This is a genomic window from Actinomycetospora succinea (genome assembly GCF_004363095.1).
GTDB lineage: Bacteria > Actinomycetota > Actinomycetes > Mycobacteriales > Pseudonocardiaceae > Actinomycetospora > Actinomycetospora succinea.
In genome coordinates, this window is sequence record NZ_SNYO01000003.1 from 617,839 (window position 1) to 633,438 (window position 15,600).

The following is a 15,600-nucleotide window of genomic DNA, read 5'->3' on the forward strand; positions in this document are numbered from 1 at the left end:
CCGGCGGCCGTCAGGCATCGTGGAGGGCGTGACAGACACGCCCTGGTGGCGCGAGGCCGTCATCTACCAGGTCTACATCCGCAGCTTCGCCGACGCCGACGGCGACGGGATCGGGGACATCGCGGGGATCCGCGAGAAGCTCCCGTACCTCGCCGACCTCGGCGTCGACGCGTTGTGGATCAACCCCTGGTACGCGTCCCCGCAGGCCGACGCGGGCTACGACGTCGCCGACTACCGGACGATCGAGCCCGCGTACGGCACCGTCAGCGACGCCGAGAAGCTGATCGTCGACGCCCACGAGCACGGCCTGCGGCTGATCCCCGACATCGTCCCCAACCACACGTCCGACCGGCACGCGTGGTTCGTCGCCGCCCTCGCCGACGAGCCGGGCGCGCGGGAGCGGTACGTCTTCCGCCCCGGCCGCGGTCCGGACGGCGCCGAGCCGCCCACGAACTGGCAGTCCCACTTCGGCGGCCCCGCGTGGACGCGGGTGGCGGACGGCTCCTGGTACCTGCACCTGTTCGACCCCGGCCAGCCCGACCTGAACTGGGCGAACCCCGAGGTCGCGGCCGAGTTCGAGGCGGTCCTGCGCTTCTGGTTCGACCGCGGCGTCGACGGGTTCCGCATCGACGTCGCGCACGGGCTGGTCAAGGACCCGGCGCTGCCCGACCTCACCGACGCCCGCGACCTCATCGGCCGCACCTACGCGCCGGGCACGCACCCCTTCGTCGACCGCGACGGCGTGCTCGAGGTCTACGAGGCCTGGCGGCGCGTGGCCGACGAGTACCCCGGCGACCGCATGTTCGTCGCCGAGGCCTGGACCCCGGCGCCGGACCGCCTCGCGCGCTACGTCGCGCCCGGGCGCCTGCACACGGCGTTCAACTTCGACTACCTCGTCGCGCCCTGGGACCCGGCCGCGCTGCGCGAGACGATCGACGTCACCACCGGCCGGCTCCGGGCCGCCGGCGCGCCCGCGACGTGGGTGCTGTCCAACCACGACGTCGTCCGGCACCCGAGCCGCTACGGCCGTCCCGTGCGCGCGCCCGAGGAGGTCCCGACGTCCGCGGTGCCGCAGGCGTCGGACGAGTCCCCGGACCTCGCCCTCGGCACCCGCCGCGCGCGGGCCGCCCTGGTGCTCGAGGCCGCGCTGCCCGGCGGCATGTACGTCTACCAGGGCGAGGAGCTGGGGCTGCCCGAGGTCGAGGACATCCCCTCCGACGCCCTGCAGGACCCGACCTGGGAGCGCTCGGGACACACGGTCCGCGGGCGCGACGGCTGCCGCGTGCCGCTCCCGTGGTCGGCCACCGACGGCGCGTCGGCCGGCTTCAGCCCCGAGGGTGCAGCGGCGCCGTGGCTACCGCAGCCCTCGGGGTGGACCGACTACGCCGCCGACCGCCAGCAGGGCGACCCCGGCGCGGTGCTCGAGCTCTACCGGGCCGCGCTGCACCGGAGGCGGGCCCACCCGGCGCTCGGCGACGGCGAGCTGACCTGGGTGTCCGCGCCCGGCGACACGCTGCTGCACCTGCGCCGCGAGCCCGGGTTCGCATGCCTGGTCAACCTCGGCCCCGAGCCCGTCGACCTCCCCGCGCACGACGAGGTCCTGCTCGCGAGCGTGCCGCTCGAGGACGGCCGGCTGGGGTCCGACGCCGCGGTGTGGCTCGCCGTGAGCTGATCACCACTCCGGAGGCACGTCCGGCACCGCCGGGTCCGCCTCGACGACGGGGATGTCCGAGGCGGTGTCGACGACCACCGAGCGCGCCGCGGAGTCGGTCGGCGCGCGCTCGGCGAGGGCCTCCAGCGCGCGGGCGGTGCCCACGTCGGCCCCGGCCTGCTCGGAGAGCAGCCAGCGCACCTCGAGGAGGTCGCAGTAGGCCTGCACGGCCGTGCCGACGTGGCGCACCGCGGCGTGGGCCCGGCGCATGCCCGGGGCCAGCACGTCGTGGCGCCAGCTCGCGATCGCCTGCTCCTCGGTGACCCGGCGCTCGGGGTGCTCGCGGGCGATCGCGCGCTGGGTGGCCCGCAGGTCGCCGAGCAGGATGCGCGCCTGGCCCTCGCCGACCTCCAGGCCGGTGAGCCCGCGCAGGTAGCGGGCGTGGTGGTTGCGCTCGCCGACGGCCACGCGCAGCCGCACGATCCCGCCCGCCGTGTCGTCGGCGGGCGCCAGGCTCACCTCGTCGACGACATAGCCGAGGTCGTTGAGCTCGCGCACGGTGCCCTCGACGCGGTACCGGTCGCCGAACGCGAACTGCGCCTGCCCGTGCAGCACGCTCCACAGCGCCTCGTAGCGCTCGGGGAGCTCCATCGCCTCGGCGATCAGCTGCGGCTCGATCTCCGGCGGCCGGTGGAGGCTCGCGGCGAGGTCGGTCATGCCCGCCGCGACGTTCTCGACGAGGATCTCGAGGTCCATCTGCCGCTGCCCGTCCGACAGCGACGGGTGCACCTCGCTGGTCTCGGCGTCGACGAGCCAGGCCTGGAACAGCTGGCCGTCGCGGGAGAACAGCGTGTTGGCGAGCGAGCAGTCGCCCCAGTAGACGCCGTGGCGGTGCAGCTCGACCAGCAGGCCGACCATGGCGTCGAACAGCCGCGCGCGCTGGGCCGGACGGTTCGGGGGCAGACGGGCGATCAGCCGGCGGTACTGCCACGAGCCGGTCAGGTACCGGGTCAGCAGGATCGAGCAGTCGTGGTCGGGCTGGGTGACGAGCCCCGCCGGGCGCACGGCGGGCAGGCCGGCGGACTCGAGGTGGCGCAGGTTGTCGAACTCCTTGCCCGCGATGCGCGGCGGCAGCTCCTTGAGCGCCCAGAGCGTCCCGTCGACCTCGACGAACCGCACGAGGTGACGGCTGGGGCCGACGGGCAGCTCGCGCAGCGGGACGTCGGCGGGGTCCCACGACGCCAGCGGCCGGTCCCAGGGCAGGGCGATCAGGCCGGGCGAGGGGACGCGCAGGCGCAGGTCCGGTGCGGTCATCGTGGTGCTCCCGGAGGTGAGGTCGTCCCGCGCAGCACGAGCCGGGTGGGCAGGACCTCGGCGAGGGGTTCCTGCAGGTCGCCGCGCAGTGCGGCCGCCACGAGCTCCCCGGCGCGGCGACCCTGCTCCCGGACGGGCTGGGCGACGGTGGTGAGGTCGGTCAGCGCGGCCAGCGGGTGGTCGTCGACACCGATCACGGAGAGGTCCTCGGGGACGCGCAGGCCGGCGCGGCGCAGGGTGCGGATCGCGCCGAGCGCGGTCTCGTCGTCGTGGGCGAAGACCGCCGTCGGAGGGGTGCGCAGCCCGAGCAGGCGCGCCATCCCCTCGGCGCCGCCCTCGCCGCCCCACGCCACGGTGGTCGCGAGCTCGTCCTCGGGCTCGATCCCGGCGTCGGCGAGGGCCGTGCGCCACGCCGACGCCCGCGCGTCGTCGTCCACCGCGATCAGCCCGATCCGCCGATGGCCCAGATGGAGCAGGTGGTCCATCGCCTGGCGCCCGGCGCCGTGGTCGTCGATGCCGACCGACGGGTACGGCGCCACCCGCCCGCCGGCGACCACGACGTCGACGCCCAGCGACGCGAGCCGGGCGTGCTCGGCGTCGTCGACGGCCACGGCGAGCACCACGACCGCGTCCACCTTGCGGCGGGCCGGCAGGCGGTCGAAGAACGCGGCGCGCTCCTCGGGACCGCCGACGCGGAAGAGCACGAGGTCGAGGTCGGCGGCGCGCAGCGCGGCCTCGAGGCCCTCGATGAGCTCGCCGAAGAACCACCGTGACGGGTGCGGCACGAGGACCGCGACGCGCCCGGTCGGCCCGCCGGCGAGCCGCGCCGCCTCGGGGGACGCGACGTAGTCGAGCGCCTCGGCGGCCTCGCGGACGCGGGCGCGGGTGGCGGCGGCGACGTGCGGGTGCTCGCCGAGGGCCCGCGACGCGGTGGCGAGCGAGACGCCGGCGCGGCGCGCGACGTCGTCGAGGGTCACCGGGGAGGCGGGCGCGGCACGGCGCCAGCTCTGCGTGTCCCCGGTCACAACGTCAGCATGGCACCGGTCCGCAAGCGCTTCCAGAGCAGCAATGGCCCTCATCGACCGGACCGTGTCAGACGTCCTAGTGCGACCAGTTCGTCGCTCTTCGTGCTTGACTTGTGAGACCCGCATCACCACGCTCCACCCGCAAGCGCTTCCAGTTCTCGTGTGGGTGTCCGAAAGGAGAGCGATGCGCCACCAACGTCGGCGGCTCACCGCGGTGGCCCTCGCCGTCGCGGTGATCGCGGCCATGGCCGCGGCGTGCAGTTCGGCGCCGTCGGGCCCGCCGGTGCTCACCTGGTACATCAACCCGGACGACGGGGGCCAGGCCGAGATCGCGGCCCGCTGCACCGCCGCCGCCGGCGGCCGGTACACGATCGCGACGTCGACGCTGCCGCGTCAGGCCTCCGAGCAGCGCCAGCAGCTCGTCCGGCGCCTCGCGGCCAACGACTCGTCGATCGACATCATGAGCATCGACCCGCCCTACGTGCCCGAGTTCGCGCAGGCGGGCTTCCTGGCCCCGATGCCGCCGCAGGTCGCGGCGGCCGCGCGGGAGGACCGGGTCCCCAGCTCGATCGAGGCCTCGACCTGGCAGGGCCAGCTCGTCGTCGTCCCGTTCTGGGCCAACACCCAGCTGCTCTGGTACCGCAAGTCCGCGGTCGCGGCGATGGGGCTGGACATGAACCAGCCGGTGACCTGGGACCGGATCATCCAGGCGGCCGCGCAGAACCGCACCCAGATCGCCGCCCAGGGCGTGCGCGGCGAGTCGCTGACGGTGTGGGTCAACGCGCTCGTCGAGTCCGCCGGCGGCTCGATCATCACCAACGTCGGCGAGGAGAACCCGGACCTCGTCCAGCTGGGGCTCACCGCACCGCCCGGCATCGAGGCGGCCCGCGTCCTGCGCACCTACGGCGACGCCGGCGTCGCGCCGCCCGGGTTCCCGACGGCCGACGAGGACACCAACGCCGAGTCGTTCCAGTCCGGCGACGCCTCGTTCATGGTCAATTACCCGTTCATCTGGGGGAAGGCCAAGTCCGCGGTCGAGGAGGGCACGCTCCAGCAGTCCGTCCCCGACGACTACGGCTGGACGCTCTACCCGCGCGTGCTCCCGGACCGGCCGAGCGCGCCGCCGCTCGGCGGCATCAACCTCGGCGTGGGCGCGTTCAGCAACCACCCGGACCTGGCCTACGAGGCCACGACCTGCATCACCAGCCCGGAGAACTCCGCGTACTACTTCGTCTCGAACGGCAACCCGTCGTCGCGGCTCTCGGTCTTCGACGACCCGGAGGTGCTGGCGGAGTTCCCGATGGCGCCGACCATCCGTGAGTCGCTGACCCTGGCCGCGCCGCGGCCCCAGACCGCGTACTACGCGGAGGTCTCGGGCGGCATCCAGCGGACCTTCCACCCGCCGGGCTCGGTCACGCCGGGCGCCACCAACGAGGCCGCGACGGCCCTCATCACCGCGGTGCTGCGGAAGGAGGCGCTGCTGTGAGCGCCACACTCGATCGCCCGGTCAGTGCCGTCGACCCGAGCGGCGGTCGTGGCAACGACAAGTCGCGGGCCGAGCGCAAGCTCGGCTGGTACCTCGCCGGCCCCGCGTTCGTCGTGATGCTGCTGGTCACGGCGTACCCGATCGTCCAGGCGGTCTTCGACTCGCTGTTCGACTACCGCCTCACCGACCCGCAGAACTCCTCGTTCGTCGGGCTCGGCAACTACGGCGTGATCCTCACCGACTCGGTGTGGTGGACGTCGTTCGGCGTCACGACGTTCATCACCGTCGTCACCGTGGCGGTGGAGCTGGTCCTCGGGTTCGGGCTCGCCCTGGTCATGCTCAACGCCCTCAAGGCGCTGCGGCCGGTCCTGCGCACGGTCATCCTCATCCCCTACGCGGTGATCACCGTGGTCTCCGCGTTCGCGTGGCAGTTCGCGTTCAGCGTCGACTCGGGCTTCGTGAACTCCTGGTTCTCGTTCCTGGGCGCCACCCCGGAGACCGACTGGTTCGGCACCCAGGGCCTCTCGCTGTTCGTCATCTGCCTCGCGGAGATCTGGAAGACCACGCCGTTCATCTCGCTGCTGCTGCTCGCGGGCCTCGCCCAGGTGCCCGATGTGCTGCAGGAGGCGGCCAAGGTCGACGGCGCGTCGTGGTGGCAGCGGCTGCGGCGGGTGACGCTGCCGAACATGAAGGCGGCGATCATGGTCGCCGTCCTGTTCCGCACGCTGGACGCGTTCCGCGTCTTCGACTCCGTGTTCGTCATGACGGCCGGCGCGAACAACACGGAGACGGTGTCGTTCCTCGCCTACCGGCAGACGATCGAGCGCGTCGAGATCGGACTGGGGTCGGCGGTGTCGGTGCTGCTGTTCCTGTCGGTGGTGCTGATCAGCGCCCTGTTCATCAAGGGCTTCAAGGTCGACCTGTCCCAGGCGCGAGGGGAGTAGCCGGTGTCCACCCGCGAAAAGGTCGGCTGGGGTATCGGCGGCCTGCTGATCGTCGTCTACTGCCTGTTCCCGGTGGCGTGGATCATCTCGCTGTCGTTCAAGTCGTCGGACGACATCTCGAACGGCCAGTTCCTGCCCACCGTGTTCTCCGGTGCCAACTACGAGCAGATCCTCGTCGGCGACGCGGCGGGGCTCTTCCTGCCCGCGCTGGTCAACTCGTTCGGCATCTGCATCATCGCGACGTTCATCTCGTGCCTGCTCTCGATGTTCGCCGCGTACGCGATCGCCCGCCTGGACTTCCCGGGCAAGAAGCTCATCCTGTCCACCGCGCTCGCGGTGGCGATCTTCCCGGTGATCTCGATCGTCACGCCGCTGTTCAACCTGTGGCGCCAGATCGGGCTCTACAACACCTGGCCCGGCCTGATCATCCCCTACCTCTCGCTGACGCTGCCGATCTCGATCTGGACCCTGTCGGCCTTCTTCCGCGAGATCCCGTGGGAGATGGAGCAGGCCGCCCAGGTCGACGGGGCCACCCCGTGGCAGGCGTTCCGCAAGGTGATCGTGCCGCTGGCCGCGCCCGGGGTGTTCACCACGGCGATCATCGCGTTCTTCCTCGCCTGGAACGACTTCGTCTACGGCATCTCACTGACCTCGACCGAAGCGGCCCGTCCGGTGCCCGCGGCGCTCGGTCTGTTCTCGGGCGCCTCGCAGTTCGAGTCACCGAACGGCCCGATCGCGGCCGCCGCGGTGATCGTCACGATCCCGGTCGTGCTCCTCGTCCTGCTCTTCCAGCGGCGCATCGTCGCCGGTCTCACCAACGGCGCCGTGAAGGGCTGACTCTTCTCAAGAAAGGACAACGACTGGCCATGGCCTCGATCGAGATGAGCCACATCGTCAAGCAGTACGGCGACGGCTTCCCCGCCGTGAACGACGTGAGCCTCGACATCGCCGACGGCGAGTTCATGATCCTGGTCGGGCCGTCGGGCTGCGGGAAGTCGACGCTGCTCCGGATGATCGTGGGGCTCGAGGACATCACCTCGGGCGACATGGTCATCGGCGGCGACCGGGTCAACGACAAGGCGCCGCGCGACCGCAACCTGTCGATGGTGTTCCAGAACTACGCGCTCTACCCGCACCTGAGCGTGTTCGAGAACATCGCGTTCCCGCTGCGCCTGGCGAAGGTGCCCGACGGCGAGGTGAAGAAGCGCGTCGAGGAGGCCGCCGGCGTCCTCGAGCTCAAGGAGCACCTCGAGCGCAAGCCCGCCAACCTCTCCGGCGGCCAGCGCCAGCGCGTCGCGATGGGCCGGGCGATCGTGCGGTCCGCGGACGCGTTCCTCTTCGACGAGCCGCTGTCCAACCTCGACGCCAAGCTGCGCGGCCAGATGCGCACCGAGATCGCGCGCCTGCAGCGCCGCCTCGGCATCACCACCGTCTACGTCACCCACGACCAGACCGAGGCCATGACCCTCGGCGACCGCGTCTGCGTGCTGCGCAAGGGCGTCATCCAGCAGGTGGCGTCGCCGCGCGAGCTCTACGAGCAGCCCGTCAACCTGTTCGTCGCCGGGTTCATCGGCTCGCCGCCCATGAACTTCCTGCCGGCCAGCGTCGAGGGCACGAGCCTCTCGACGCCGTTCGGCACGGTCGAGCTGGGTGCGGAGCGCGCCGAGAAGGTCAAGGGCCACGACCTGCTGCTCGTCGGCATCCGCCCCGAGTACTTCGAGGACGCGAGCCTCGTCGACGAGGCCAAGAAGCCACACGGGACGACGTTCAGCGCCCGGGTGGACGTCACCGAGTGGCTCGGCGACGCGCAGTACGCCTACATCCCGTACGAGGCGCCCGCCGAGATCGCCGAGCAGCTCAAGGCGCTCTCGCGCGAGCTCGACTCCGACCAGCTGCGGACCCAGGCCGTGGTGTCGATCGACTCCACCAGCCGCATCCGCGAGGGGCGCGAGGCGGAGTTCTGGCTCGACACCCGCAAGGTCCACGTCTTCGACCCCAAGACCGGCGAGAACCTCACCCGCGACGCCGAGGCCGGCCGCAAGCTGACCGAGGAAGCGGCGGAGGACCGCATCGAGCAGGTGGAGCGGGCGAAGGTCTGACGGAGCTCGCCCGGGCCCGGTGCTCTACAGCCGGTGCCAGGCCTGGGCCAGCTGCGACGCGATCGGCGTGACGACGCGGCGGTCGTTCCAGTAGTACGGGTGGGCGAGCGGGGTCCAGCCGAGCCACCACGGGCCAACGCCGACGCGCCGGTCCTCGTGGACGGCGCCGGCCCAGGCGTCGCTGAGCGGGCGCAGGGGCGAGGCGATGACGTCGTCGGGGTCGTAGACGTTGACCCACTCCCCGCGCTGGCGGGGGTGCCGGCCCGCGAAGGCCGGGTGCGGCACGGTCAGCGGCTTGCCGAAGTCCGGGTGCCGCTGCGCCCACAGGGCCAGCGGGCTGCCGAGCGTGTAGAACCAGCCGAACGTCTCGCCTTGCTCGAGCGGGGTGTCCCCGAGGATGCGCGCCGCCGTCGGGGCGAGGGGAGCCCCGCCCTGCAGGTCGTAGAGGAAGTCGCTGGAGACGACGCTGCCGAGGCTGTGGCCGAGCACGGCCAGCGGCGCCTCGCCGCCCGCCTCCTCCGCGAGCTCGTGCAGCGCGCCGGCGAGCACGGCCTGGACCTGCTGGTAGTGCCCGGTGCCGTCGGCGCCCGACTGGTAGGCCACGGCGTCGCCGAGGTAGTGGACGATCAGCCACCGCAGCGTCGGGAAGTGGGCGTCGTCGAGGCCCGGCAGCCAGCGCAGGCCCGCCGTCGACGCCGCCGCGAGCAGGGCAGGCGTCGATCCCTGGCTGGCGCGGGCCGCGAGGGCGTCGAGGATCTCGACCAGCCAGCGGGCGCCGCGCCCGGTGATGCGGTCGCTGAGCTCCTCCTGCCCGCGCTCGAACACCGGCGCCCAGAACGCCGGCTTGATGACCAGGGCGTCGTCGGCGGGCACGCCGGCGATGCGGGTGAACTCCTCGCGCAGCAGCGCCGTGGCGCGGGCGGCGTACTGCTCGCCGGCGCTCTCGACGCCGTGCACCAGCATGACGGCGAGGCGGTCGCTCACTTGGCGTCGACGAGCTCGGCGTACGGGGTGCGCAGGCCGTCGCGCAGGAGCCGCACGAGGTCGTGGCGCTTGCGCAGGAACAGCACGATCGCCGCCCCGACGTAGACGCCGGAGAGGATCAGCAGCTCGAGCTCCTGCAGGGGCGCGGGCAGCGTCGCGGCGAGGACGAACTGGCCGACGAACAGCACCAGCAGGCTCAGCGCGCCGACCACGTTGATCGACAGCGTGACCAGCAGCGCCACCGCGAAGAGCGACTGCGCCGCGGTGATGAGGAGCTCCTCGCGCTGCATGGCGTCGACCGGCAGCCCGTTGAGCGAACCCGCGGACAGCGCGAACACGATCGGCAGCGTGCCGACGAGCAGCGACCACTGGTTGACCTTGGACGACACCAGCGTGGCGAGGGCGTCGGTGGTCTTCAGGCGCCAGGCGTAGAGGCCGGCGACGAGCAGCTCGGGCGCCTCGGAGGCGAGCGGCGCGAGCCACTGGACCAGGAAGAACTGGCTGATGCCGAGCTCGGTGCCCGTCTCGACGAGCGACTCCGCGAACGGCTCGGCGCACAGCACGATGATCACGGCGGCGACGACGAAGAGCCCGATGTAGCCGGTGCGCCGGCGCGGGGCCTCCATGCGCCCGACCCAGGCCGAGGGGCCGATGAGGTCGGGGTCCTCGGCTGGCGCCTTGGCGACGCGGATGCTGTAGAGCACGAAGATGCCGACGAGGACCACGGTGTCGACGAGCGTGATGCTGGTGCGCAGCGGCAGGGTCAGCGAGTAGACGGTGGCGAGGAGCAGGAAGACCAGCGGCACCGAGTCGGTGCGCAGCAGGGTGACGGTCGTCGGGCGTCCCGGCTGGTGCGACGTCCCCGCGCCTCCCGGCGCGCCCGCGTCGGCTCCGCCGCGGCGCAACCGGATCGCGGCGAGCAGCACGACGAGCGCCCACCCGACGCCGACGAGGATCCGGTTGGCGCCGGTCATGTTGGCCAGCGCCAGCCCGCAGGGCGACTGCTCCGTGGAACCCGGTGGCAGACACGTCGGCCCGTACTGCGCGTAGGCGTTGCCGCCCTGGATCGTGAAGACGAAGTCGACGGCGTACTCGGGCAGCACCGCGACGAGCGCGAGCAGCGCGATCGCCAGCCCGGCGGAGATGTCGACCTGGGCGGCCTCGGCGGCCCAGGAGAGCAGGAACGCCGCGCCGATGATCGCGACGCCGAACAGGAGCGCGTCGATCGGCGGCGAGAGGTGCAGCCCCCCGAGCCGCAGGACCAGGCCCGGCAGCGCCACCCCCACGGCCAGGGCGACCAGCAGGGGGGAACGGTCGCCGCGCCGGGTCGTGCCAGCGCTGGTGGTCGCCATGTCCGGTTGTCTACCCCTCATCCGAGTTTCACACCCACCCGACCCGACCCATCTCACCGTGTCCGTTCAGCGCGCGTGTACCCAGGCGGTTTGCGACGGGTCCGGATGATCGGGCACGGTGTCCGGCCGGTCGCCCACTCACCGCTCCCCCGCTCCCCGAGGTTGGTTGCCGTGCCGTTCTCCCCCGAATCCCTGACCCTCGACGCCCTGATCCACACCGGCATCGCCGTCGCCGTGATCGTGGTCGTCGCGGTGATCCTCCGGTTCGTGATCAACCGCGTCATCGGCCACGTGGCCAACGGCGCCGGCGTGCCGGGCCTGTTGTCGCTCCTGCGCAAGCGCCGCGGCGTGACCGACGCCGACCGCATCCAGGCCTTCGGGTCAGCGCGCCGCGCCCAGCGGGCGCGCACCGTCAGCTCGGTGATCCGCAACGCGGCCACCATCCTGATCTTCGGGACCGCGTTCATGATGGTCCTGGGGCAGTTCGGCGTGAACCTCGCGCCCGTCCTCGCCTCGGCCGGTGTCGTCGGGCTCGCCATCGGTTTCGGCGCCCAGAACCTCGTCAAGGACTTCCTCTCCGGGATCTTCATGCTCCTCGAGGACCAGTACGGCGTCGGCGACCACGTCGACCTCGGCGACGCCATCGGCACCATCGAGCGCGTCGGGCTGCGCACCACGACGGTCCGCGACGTGACCGGCATGGTCTGGTACGTCCGCAACGGCACGATCGAGCGCGTCGGCAACGGCTCGCAGGACCACGCCGTCGCCGTCCTCGACATCCCGCTGGCGCTCGACACCGACGTCACCCACGCCGCGACGATCGCCGAGGAGGCCGCCGTCGCGGCCATCGACGAGAACGGGCACGGCGGTGACGTCCTCGACAAGCCGCAGGTCCTCGGCGTCGAGTCGCTGTCCGCGTCCGGTATGACCCTCCGACTGACGGCTCGTACGAAGCCGGGTCGCCAGTGGGCCGTCCAGCGCTCCATGACCGAGCGTGTCGTCGCCGCGCTGCGCGCCGACGAGGTGATGCTGGCGGCGTGACCGCCGCTGTGACGTCGCCCGGAGAAGGGCATTCCGTCGCGCGGACCCCACACCGGCGGGCGGAGGATCACCGTGTGATCCTCCGTCGCGGCCGCCTCGCCGGCGCGCTCGTCGCGGCGGCGCTGGTGGCCGGGTGCGGTTCCGTGCCCGCGCCGGCGCCCGCGCCCCCACCGGTCGCGGCGCCCACGACGACGACACCGACGACCACAGCGCCGACCCCGCCCCCGTCCCGGGCCAAGGCGGCGGTGGACGCCACGGCGCCGGCGGCCGAGGAGCGCAGCGGCGTGACGCTCGGGGTGGCGGTGCTCGACCGGACCACCGGCCAGACCGTCGCCAACGGCGAGGGCGGCACCCCGCTGCGGGCGGCGTCGGTGGCGAAGCTCTTCACGATCGTCGACATCCTGACCCGGCGCGAGGCCGGCGAGGTGCAGACGTCGCAGGCCGACGAGCAGCGGTTCCGCCGCGCCCTCACCTTCAGCGACGACGAGGCGATGAACGCGCTGTGGTCGAGCTACGACGGCCCCGAGGGCATCCGCCGGGTGGCCTCGGCGCTCGGGCTCGGGTCGACCACCCCGCCCGACGACACCTCCCAGTGGGGCGAGGTGCGGACGTCGGCGCAGGACGTGGCCACGCTGTACGCCTACGTCAGCACGCGCCTGGCCCCCGCCGACCGCGACTTCGTCCTCCAGGCCCTCGCCGCGGCCCCGGCCACCGCGGCCGACGGGTTCGACCAGGGCTTCGGCCTGCTCGACCCCAGCCGGCGCGGCACGGCGGCCGCGAAGCAGGGGTGGCTGTGCTGCTTCGGGTCGAGCGTCGACCTGCACTCGACGGGCTTCCCGGACGCGGGCGGGCGCTACGTCGTCGTGCTCCTGTCGAACCAGCCGCGCGGGTACGACGCCGCCCGCACGCTGCTCGACGACGCGGCGTCGGCGGCCCGCGATGCACTCGCCGACTGACCCCTAGGGTCGCCGGGGTGCAGAGCCTCGCGCAGATCGACGACTGGCCCGTCGACCACGCCGCCGCCGGGGTGGTCGCCGCCGACGGCACGGTGCGCGGCACCCACGGGCCGGCCGACCGCCGCTTCCCGCTCGCGTCGGTGACCAAGCCGCTCGTGGCGACCGCGGCACTCGTGGCGGTCGAGGAGGAGGCCGTCACCCTCGACCAGCCCGCCGGGCCCGAGGGCTCCACCGTGCGCCACCTGCTCGCCCACACCTCGGGGCTGGCGTTCGACGAGCACCGTGTCGTCGCCGAGCCCGGCACCCGGCGGCTGTACTCGTCGGCGGGGTTCGAGGTGCTCGCCGCCACGATCGAGGAGGCCACCGGCATCGGGTTCGCCGACTACCTCCATGAGGCGGTCCTCGCGCCCCTCGGGATGACGGCGACGACCCTCGACGGCTCGCCGGGGCACGGCGCGACCTCCACCGTCGACGATCTCCTGCGCCTCGCGGCCGAGCTCCAGGCGCCGACGCTGCTGCACCCGTCGACGGTGGCCGAGGCGAGGACGGTGCAGTTCCCGGGGCTCAACGGCACGATCCCGGGCTTCGGGCACCAGAAGCCCAACGACTGGGGCCTGGGCTTCGAGCTGCGCGACGGCAAGTCGCCGCACTGGACGGGCGCGACCAACTCGGCGAGCACCTTCGGGCACTTCGGCCAGTCGGGGACCTTCCTGTGGGTGGACCCGGACGCCGGGCTCGCGCTCGTGGCCCTCGCCGACCGCGCCTTCGGCGACTGGGCCAAAGCCGCCTGGCCGCCCCTCGCCGACGCCGTCCTCGCGGAGGCCGGTACCTAGCCGGCTGTACCAGCGATGCGGCATCGCTGGCGTCTGACACCAGGATCGCCACATCCTCGCTCGCGCGACACGCCGAGTGGGGGCCGAGGCACCGGGGCTGTGTCAGCGTGGCGGCCACGCTGACGTCAGACGTCAGGAAAGTCACCACGATCTTGAACGGGTCGAGCTGGCGGAAATACTGACGTTGAACGTCAGCGTGGCCGCCACGCTGACACACCGGGAGACACGCCGAGGAGCGCTCAGCGCGGGACGACGAGGACGAGCGCGTGGTCGGAGGCCTGCTCGACGCGCAGGCCCGCGTCGCGCAGGAGCGCCAGCACCCCGCCCGCGTCCTTCGGGCGTCGCCGCGACGACGCGAGGAGCCGGGCGGCGTGGCCCTTGTGGGACTTGTTGGCGTGGCTGACGACGGTCCGCGAGCCGTCGGCCGCCTCGCTGTGCACGTCGAGCGTCACGGCGCCGCGCGCCGGACCCAGCGCCATGTACGGGCCGGAGCGCAGGTCGACGACGAGGTCGCCGGCGTCCTCGAGCAGCGGCGAGATCTCCGGGCGCCACGTGACCCGGAGCCCGTCACGCCCGGGGAGCGCGCTGCCGCCCGACAGCCGGTACGCCGGGATCGGGTCGGTGCCGCCGACGAGCCCGAACAGCGCCGAGCACACGACCAGCCGCTGCCGCGCCGCCGGGGTCAGCGACGCCGCGTCGAGCGCGTCGTAGAGGACGCCGGTGTAGCGGCGCAGCGCCGGCGCGGTCCGCGACGTCCACAGCGCGGCGTTGCGGGCGATCTCGTCGTCCTGGCGCTCGGAGATGTCCAGCGCCGCCCGTGAGGCGGGGAGGTCGGCGGCCAGCGCCACGACCTCGTCGACCAGCACCTTGCGCGTCGGGTTCAGCGACGGGAACGACAGCGCGTCCAGGTCGAGCGGGCGCCCGCGACCACCGGGCGCCTTGGTCTCCGACGGGGGCAGGACGACGAGCACGCCCGGCACGGTAGCCGGACACTGGCGCGCGATGACGACCCGCGGGACCGACGCCTGGCGCGACGAGGTGCTCGCGTGGGTCGCGGACGTCACCGGGCTCCACCCCACCGGCGAGGTCACCCAGCGCCACCGGGCCTGGTCGACGGTCCTGCGCGTGCCGACCGCCGACGGGCCGGTGTGGCTCAAGGAGCCCGCACCCGGGATGGCGTCCGAGGTCGGGCTGCACGCGCTGCTCGCCCGCCTCGCGCCCGACGCCGTCGCGACTCCGCTCGCCGTCGACGTCGAGCGCCACCGCCTGCTGCTGCCCGACACCGGCCCGAGCGTGCGTGACGACGACCCGGACCCGTCGGACGCGCTCACCGCCGCCCTGCCCCGCTACGCCGACCTCCAGCGCCGCGCAGCACCCCACCTCGCCGCGATGCGGGACCTCGGCGTGCCCGACGCCACCCCGCCGGCGCTCCCGGCCCGCTACGACGAGGCCCTGGCGACGATCGGTGGCCACGGCGACCGAGGCCGGGTACGACGCTGGTCGCACGAGCTCGACGGCACCGCCCCGAGCACCGTCGACCACCAGGACCTGCACGTCGGCAACGTCCTGCGCGACGGCCGCTTCGCCGACTGGGGCGACGCCGTGCTCGCCCACCCGTTCGCGAGCCTGCTCGTGGCCCTGGGCTCGCTGCGTCGGACGCTGCAGGTCAGCGCGACCCACCCCGCGATCACGCGACCCCGCGACGCCTACCTCGAGGTCTTCGGCGATCTCGGGACACGGGAGGAGCTCCGGGCCCGGGCCGAGACCGCCTGCCGCGCCGGCGTCATCGCCCGCGCGCTGACGTGGCAGCGCGGCGCCGCCGGCGACCCGCGGTTCACGGACACGCCTCGCGAGGTGCTGGACCTCGTCGGCGACCCCGACTGGTTGGCGGGCACCTAGACCCTGCTCCGTACCC

At 73.3% G+C, this 15,600-nt stretch carries 14 protein-coding genes; 9 read left to right on the plus strand and 5 right to left on the minus strand.

What is annotated here, in order from left to right:
* Positions 1–28: 28 nt before the first annotated feature.
* Positions 29–1,672, plus strand: coding sequence for a glycoside hydrolase family 13 protein (locus EV188_RS14195; protein ID WP_133826885.1), 1,644 nt, complete (start codon positions 29–31; stop codon positions 1,670–1,672).
* Here EV188_RS14195 and EV188_RS14200 read toward each other — a convergent pair whose 3' ends face one another.
* Positions 1,673–2,965: a DUF4032 domain-containing protein gene (locus EV188_RS14200; protein WP_133826886.1), complete on the minus strand. Its 1,293-nt coding sequence runs from the start codon at positions 2,963–2,965 to the stop codon at positions 1,673–1,675.
* Complete coding sequence (locus tag EV188_RS14205) at positions 2,962–3,990, minus strand: LacI family DNA-binding transcriptional regulator (protein WP_243741686.1); 1,029 nt, start codon at positions 3,988–3,990, stop codon at positions 2,962–2,964. The genes EV188_RS14200 and EV188_RS14205 overlap by 4 nt, the downstream gene beginning before the upstream one ends.
* Positions 3,991–4,174: 184 nt before the next feature.
* On the opposite strand from EV188_RS14205, the gene EV188_RS14210 reads away from it, so the two are divergent.
* Genes EV188_RS14210 through EV188_RS14225 form a run of 4 tightly spaced genes read left to right on the plus strand, consistent with a single transcriptional unit; the run spans position 4,175 to position 8,519 of the window.
* Positions 4,175–5,476: an extracellular solute-binding protein gene (locus tag EV188_RS14210; protein WP_208114181.1), complete on the plus strand. Its 1,302-nt coding sequence runs from the start codon at positions 4,175–4,177 to the stop codon at positions 5,474–5,476.
* Positions 5,473–6,420, plus strand: coding sequence for a carbohydrate ABC transporter permease (locus EV188_RS14215; protein WP_133826888.1), 948 nt, complete (start codon positions 5,473–5,475; stop codon positions 6,418–6,420). The genes EV188_RS14210 and EV188_RS14215 overlap by 4 nt, the downstream gene beginning before the upstream one ends.
* Before the next feature lie 3 nt (positions 6,421–6,423).
* Complete coding sequence (locus EV188_RS14220; RefSeq protein WP_133826889.1) at positions 6,424–7,257, plus strand: carbohydrate ABC transporter permease; 834 nt, start codon at positions 6,424–6,426, stop codon at positions 7,255–7,257.
* 29 nt (positions 7,258–7,286) lie between these two features.
* Positions 7,287–8,519, plus strand: a complete 1,233-nt coding sequence (locus EV188_RS14225; RefSeq protein WP_133826890.1) for an ABC transporter ATP-binding protein — start codon at positions 7,287–7,289, stop codon at positions 8,517–8,519.
* Between the two features lie 24 nt (positions 8,520–8,543).
* Here EV188_RS14225 and EV188_RS14230 read toward each other — a convergent pair whose 3' ends face one another.
* Together EV188_RS14230 and EV188_RS14235 are read right to left on the minus strand one after the other, a co-directional pair.
* Positions 8,544–9,503, minus strand: coding sequence for a hypothetical protein (locus EV188_RS14230; protein WP_133826891.1), 960 nt, complete (start codon positions 9,501–9,503; stop codon positions 8,544–8,546).
* Positions 9,500–10,855 (minus strand): sodium:proton exchanger, encoded by a 1,356-nt coding sequence (locus EV188_RS14235; protein ID WP_133826892.1) that lies wholly within the window; start codon positions 10,853–10,855, stop codon positions 9,500–9,502. The genes EV188_RS14230 and EV188_RS14235 overlap by 4 nt, the downstream gene beginning before the upstream one ends.
* 171 nt (positions 10,856–11,026) lie before the next feature.
* Here EV188_RS14235 and EV188_RS14240 point away from each other — a divergent pair, with 171 nt between their 5' ends.
* The 3 genes from EV188_RS14240 (at position 11,027) to EV188_RS14250 (ending at position 13,685) form a co-directional block, all read left to right on the plus strand.
* Positions 11,027–11,896: a mechanosensitive ion channel family protein gene (locus EV188_RS14240; RefSeq protein ID WP_243741687.1), complete on the plus strand. Its 870-nt coding sequence runs from the start codon at positions 11,027–11,029 to the stop codon at positions 11,894–11,896.
* A gap of 74 nt (positions 11,897–11,970) precedes the next feature.
* Positions 11,971–12,852 (plus strand): serine hydrolase, encoded by an 882-nt coding sequence (locus EV188_RS14245; protein WP_133826894.1) that lies wholly within the window; start codon positions 11,971–11,973, stop codon positions 12,850–12,852.
* Between the two features lie 17 nt (positions 12,853–12,869).
* Positions 12,870–13,685: a serine hydrolase domain-containing protein gene (locus tag EV188_RS14250; RefSeq protein ID WP_133826895.1), complete on the plus strand. Its 816-nt coding sequence runs from the start codon at positions 12,870–12,872 to the stop codon at positions 13,683–13,685.
* Between the two features lie 239 nt (positions 13,686–13,924).
* Here the strand turns inward: EV188_RS14250 and EV188_RS14255 are convergent, their stop codons facing one another.
* On the minus strand, positions 13,925–14,656 hold the full coding sequence (locus EV188_RS14255) for a YaaA family protein (RefSeq protein ID WP_133826896.1): 732 nt from the start codon (positions 14,654–14,656) through the stop codon (positions 13,925–13,927).
* Positions 14,657–14,687: 31 nt separating this feature from the next.
* Between EV188_RS14255 and EV188_RS14260 the strand changes: the two genes are divergently transcribed.
* Complete coding sequence (locus EV188_RS14260; RefSeq protein WP_133826897.1) at positions 14,688–15,584, plus strand: phosphotransferase family protein; 897 nt, start codon at positions 14,688–14,690, stop codon at positions 15,582–15,584.
* Positions 15,585–15,600: the final 16 nt, after the last annotated feature.

Bases quoted from the DNA above. Each gene is read 5' to 3' on its own strand.
- EV188_RS14225 (WP_133826890.1), top strand. From the start codon at position 7,287: ATGGCCTCGATCGAGATGAGCCACATCGTCAAGCAGTACGGCGACGGC.
- EV188_RS14200 (WP_133826886.1), bottom strand. From the start codon at position 2,965: ATGACCGCACCGGACCTGCGCCTGCGCGTCCCCTCGCCCGGCCTGATC.
- EV188_RS14235 (WP_133826892.1), bottom strand. From the start codon at position 10,855: ATGGCGACCACCAGCGCTGGCACGACCCGGCGCGGCGACCGTTCCCCC.
- EV188_RS14210 (WP_208114181.1), top strand. From the start codon at position 4,175: ATGCGCCACCAACGTCGGCGGCTCACCGCGGTGGCCCTCGCCGTCGCG.
- EV188_RS14260 (WP_133826897.1), top strand. From the start codon at position 14,688: ATGACGACCCGCGGGACCGACGCCTGGCGCGACGAGGTGCTCGCGTGG.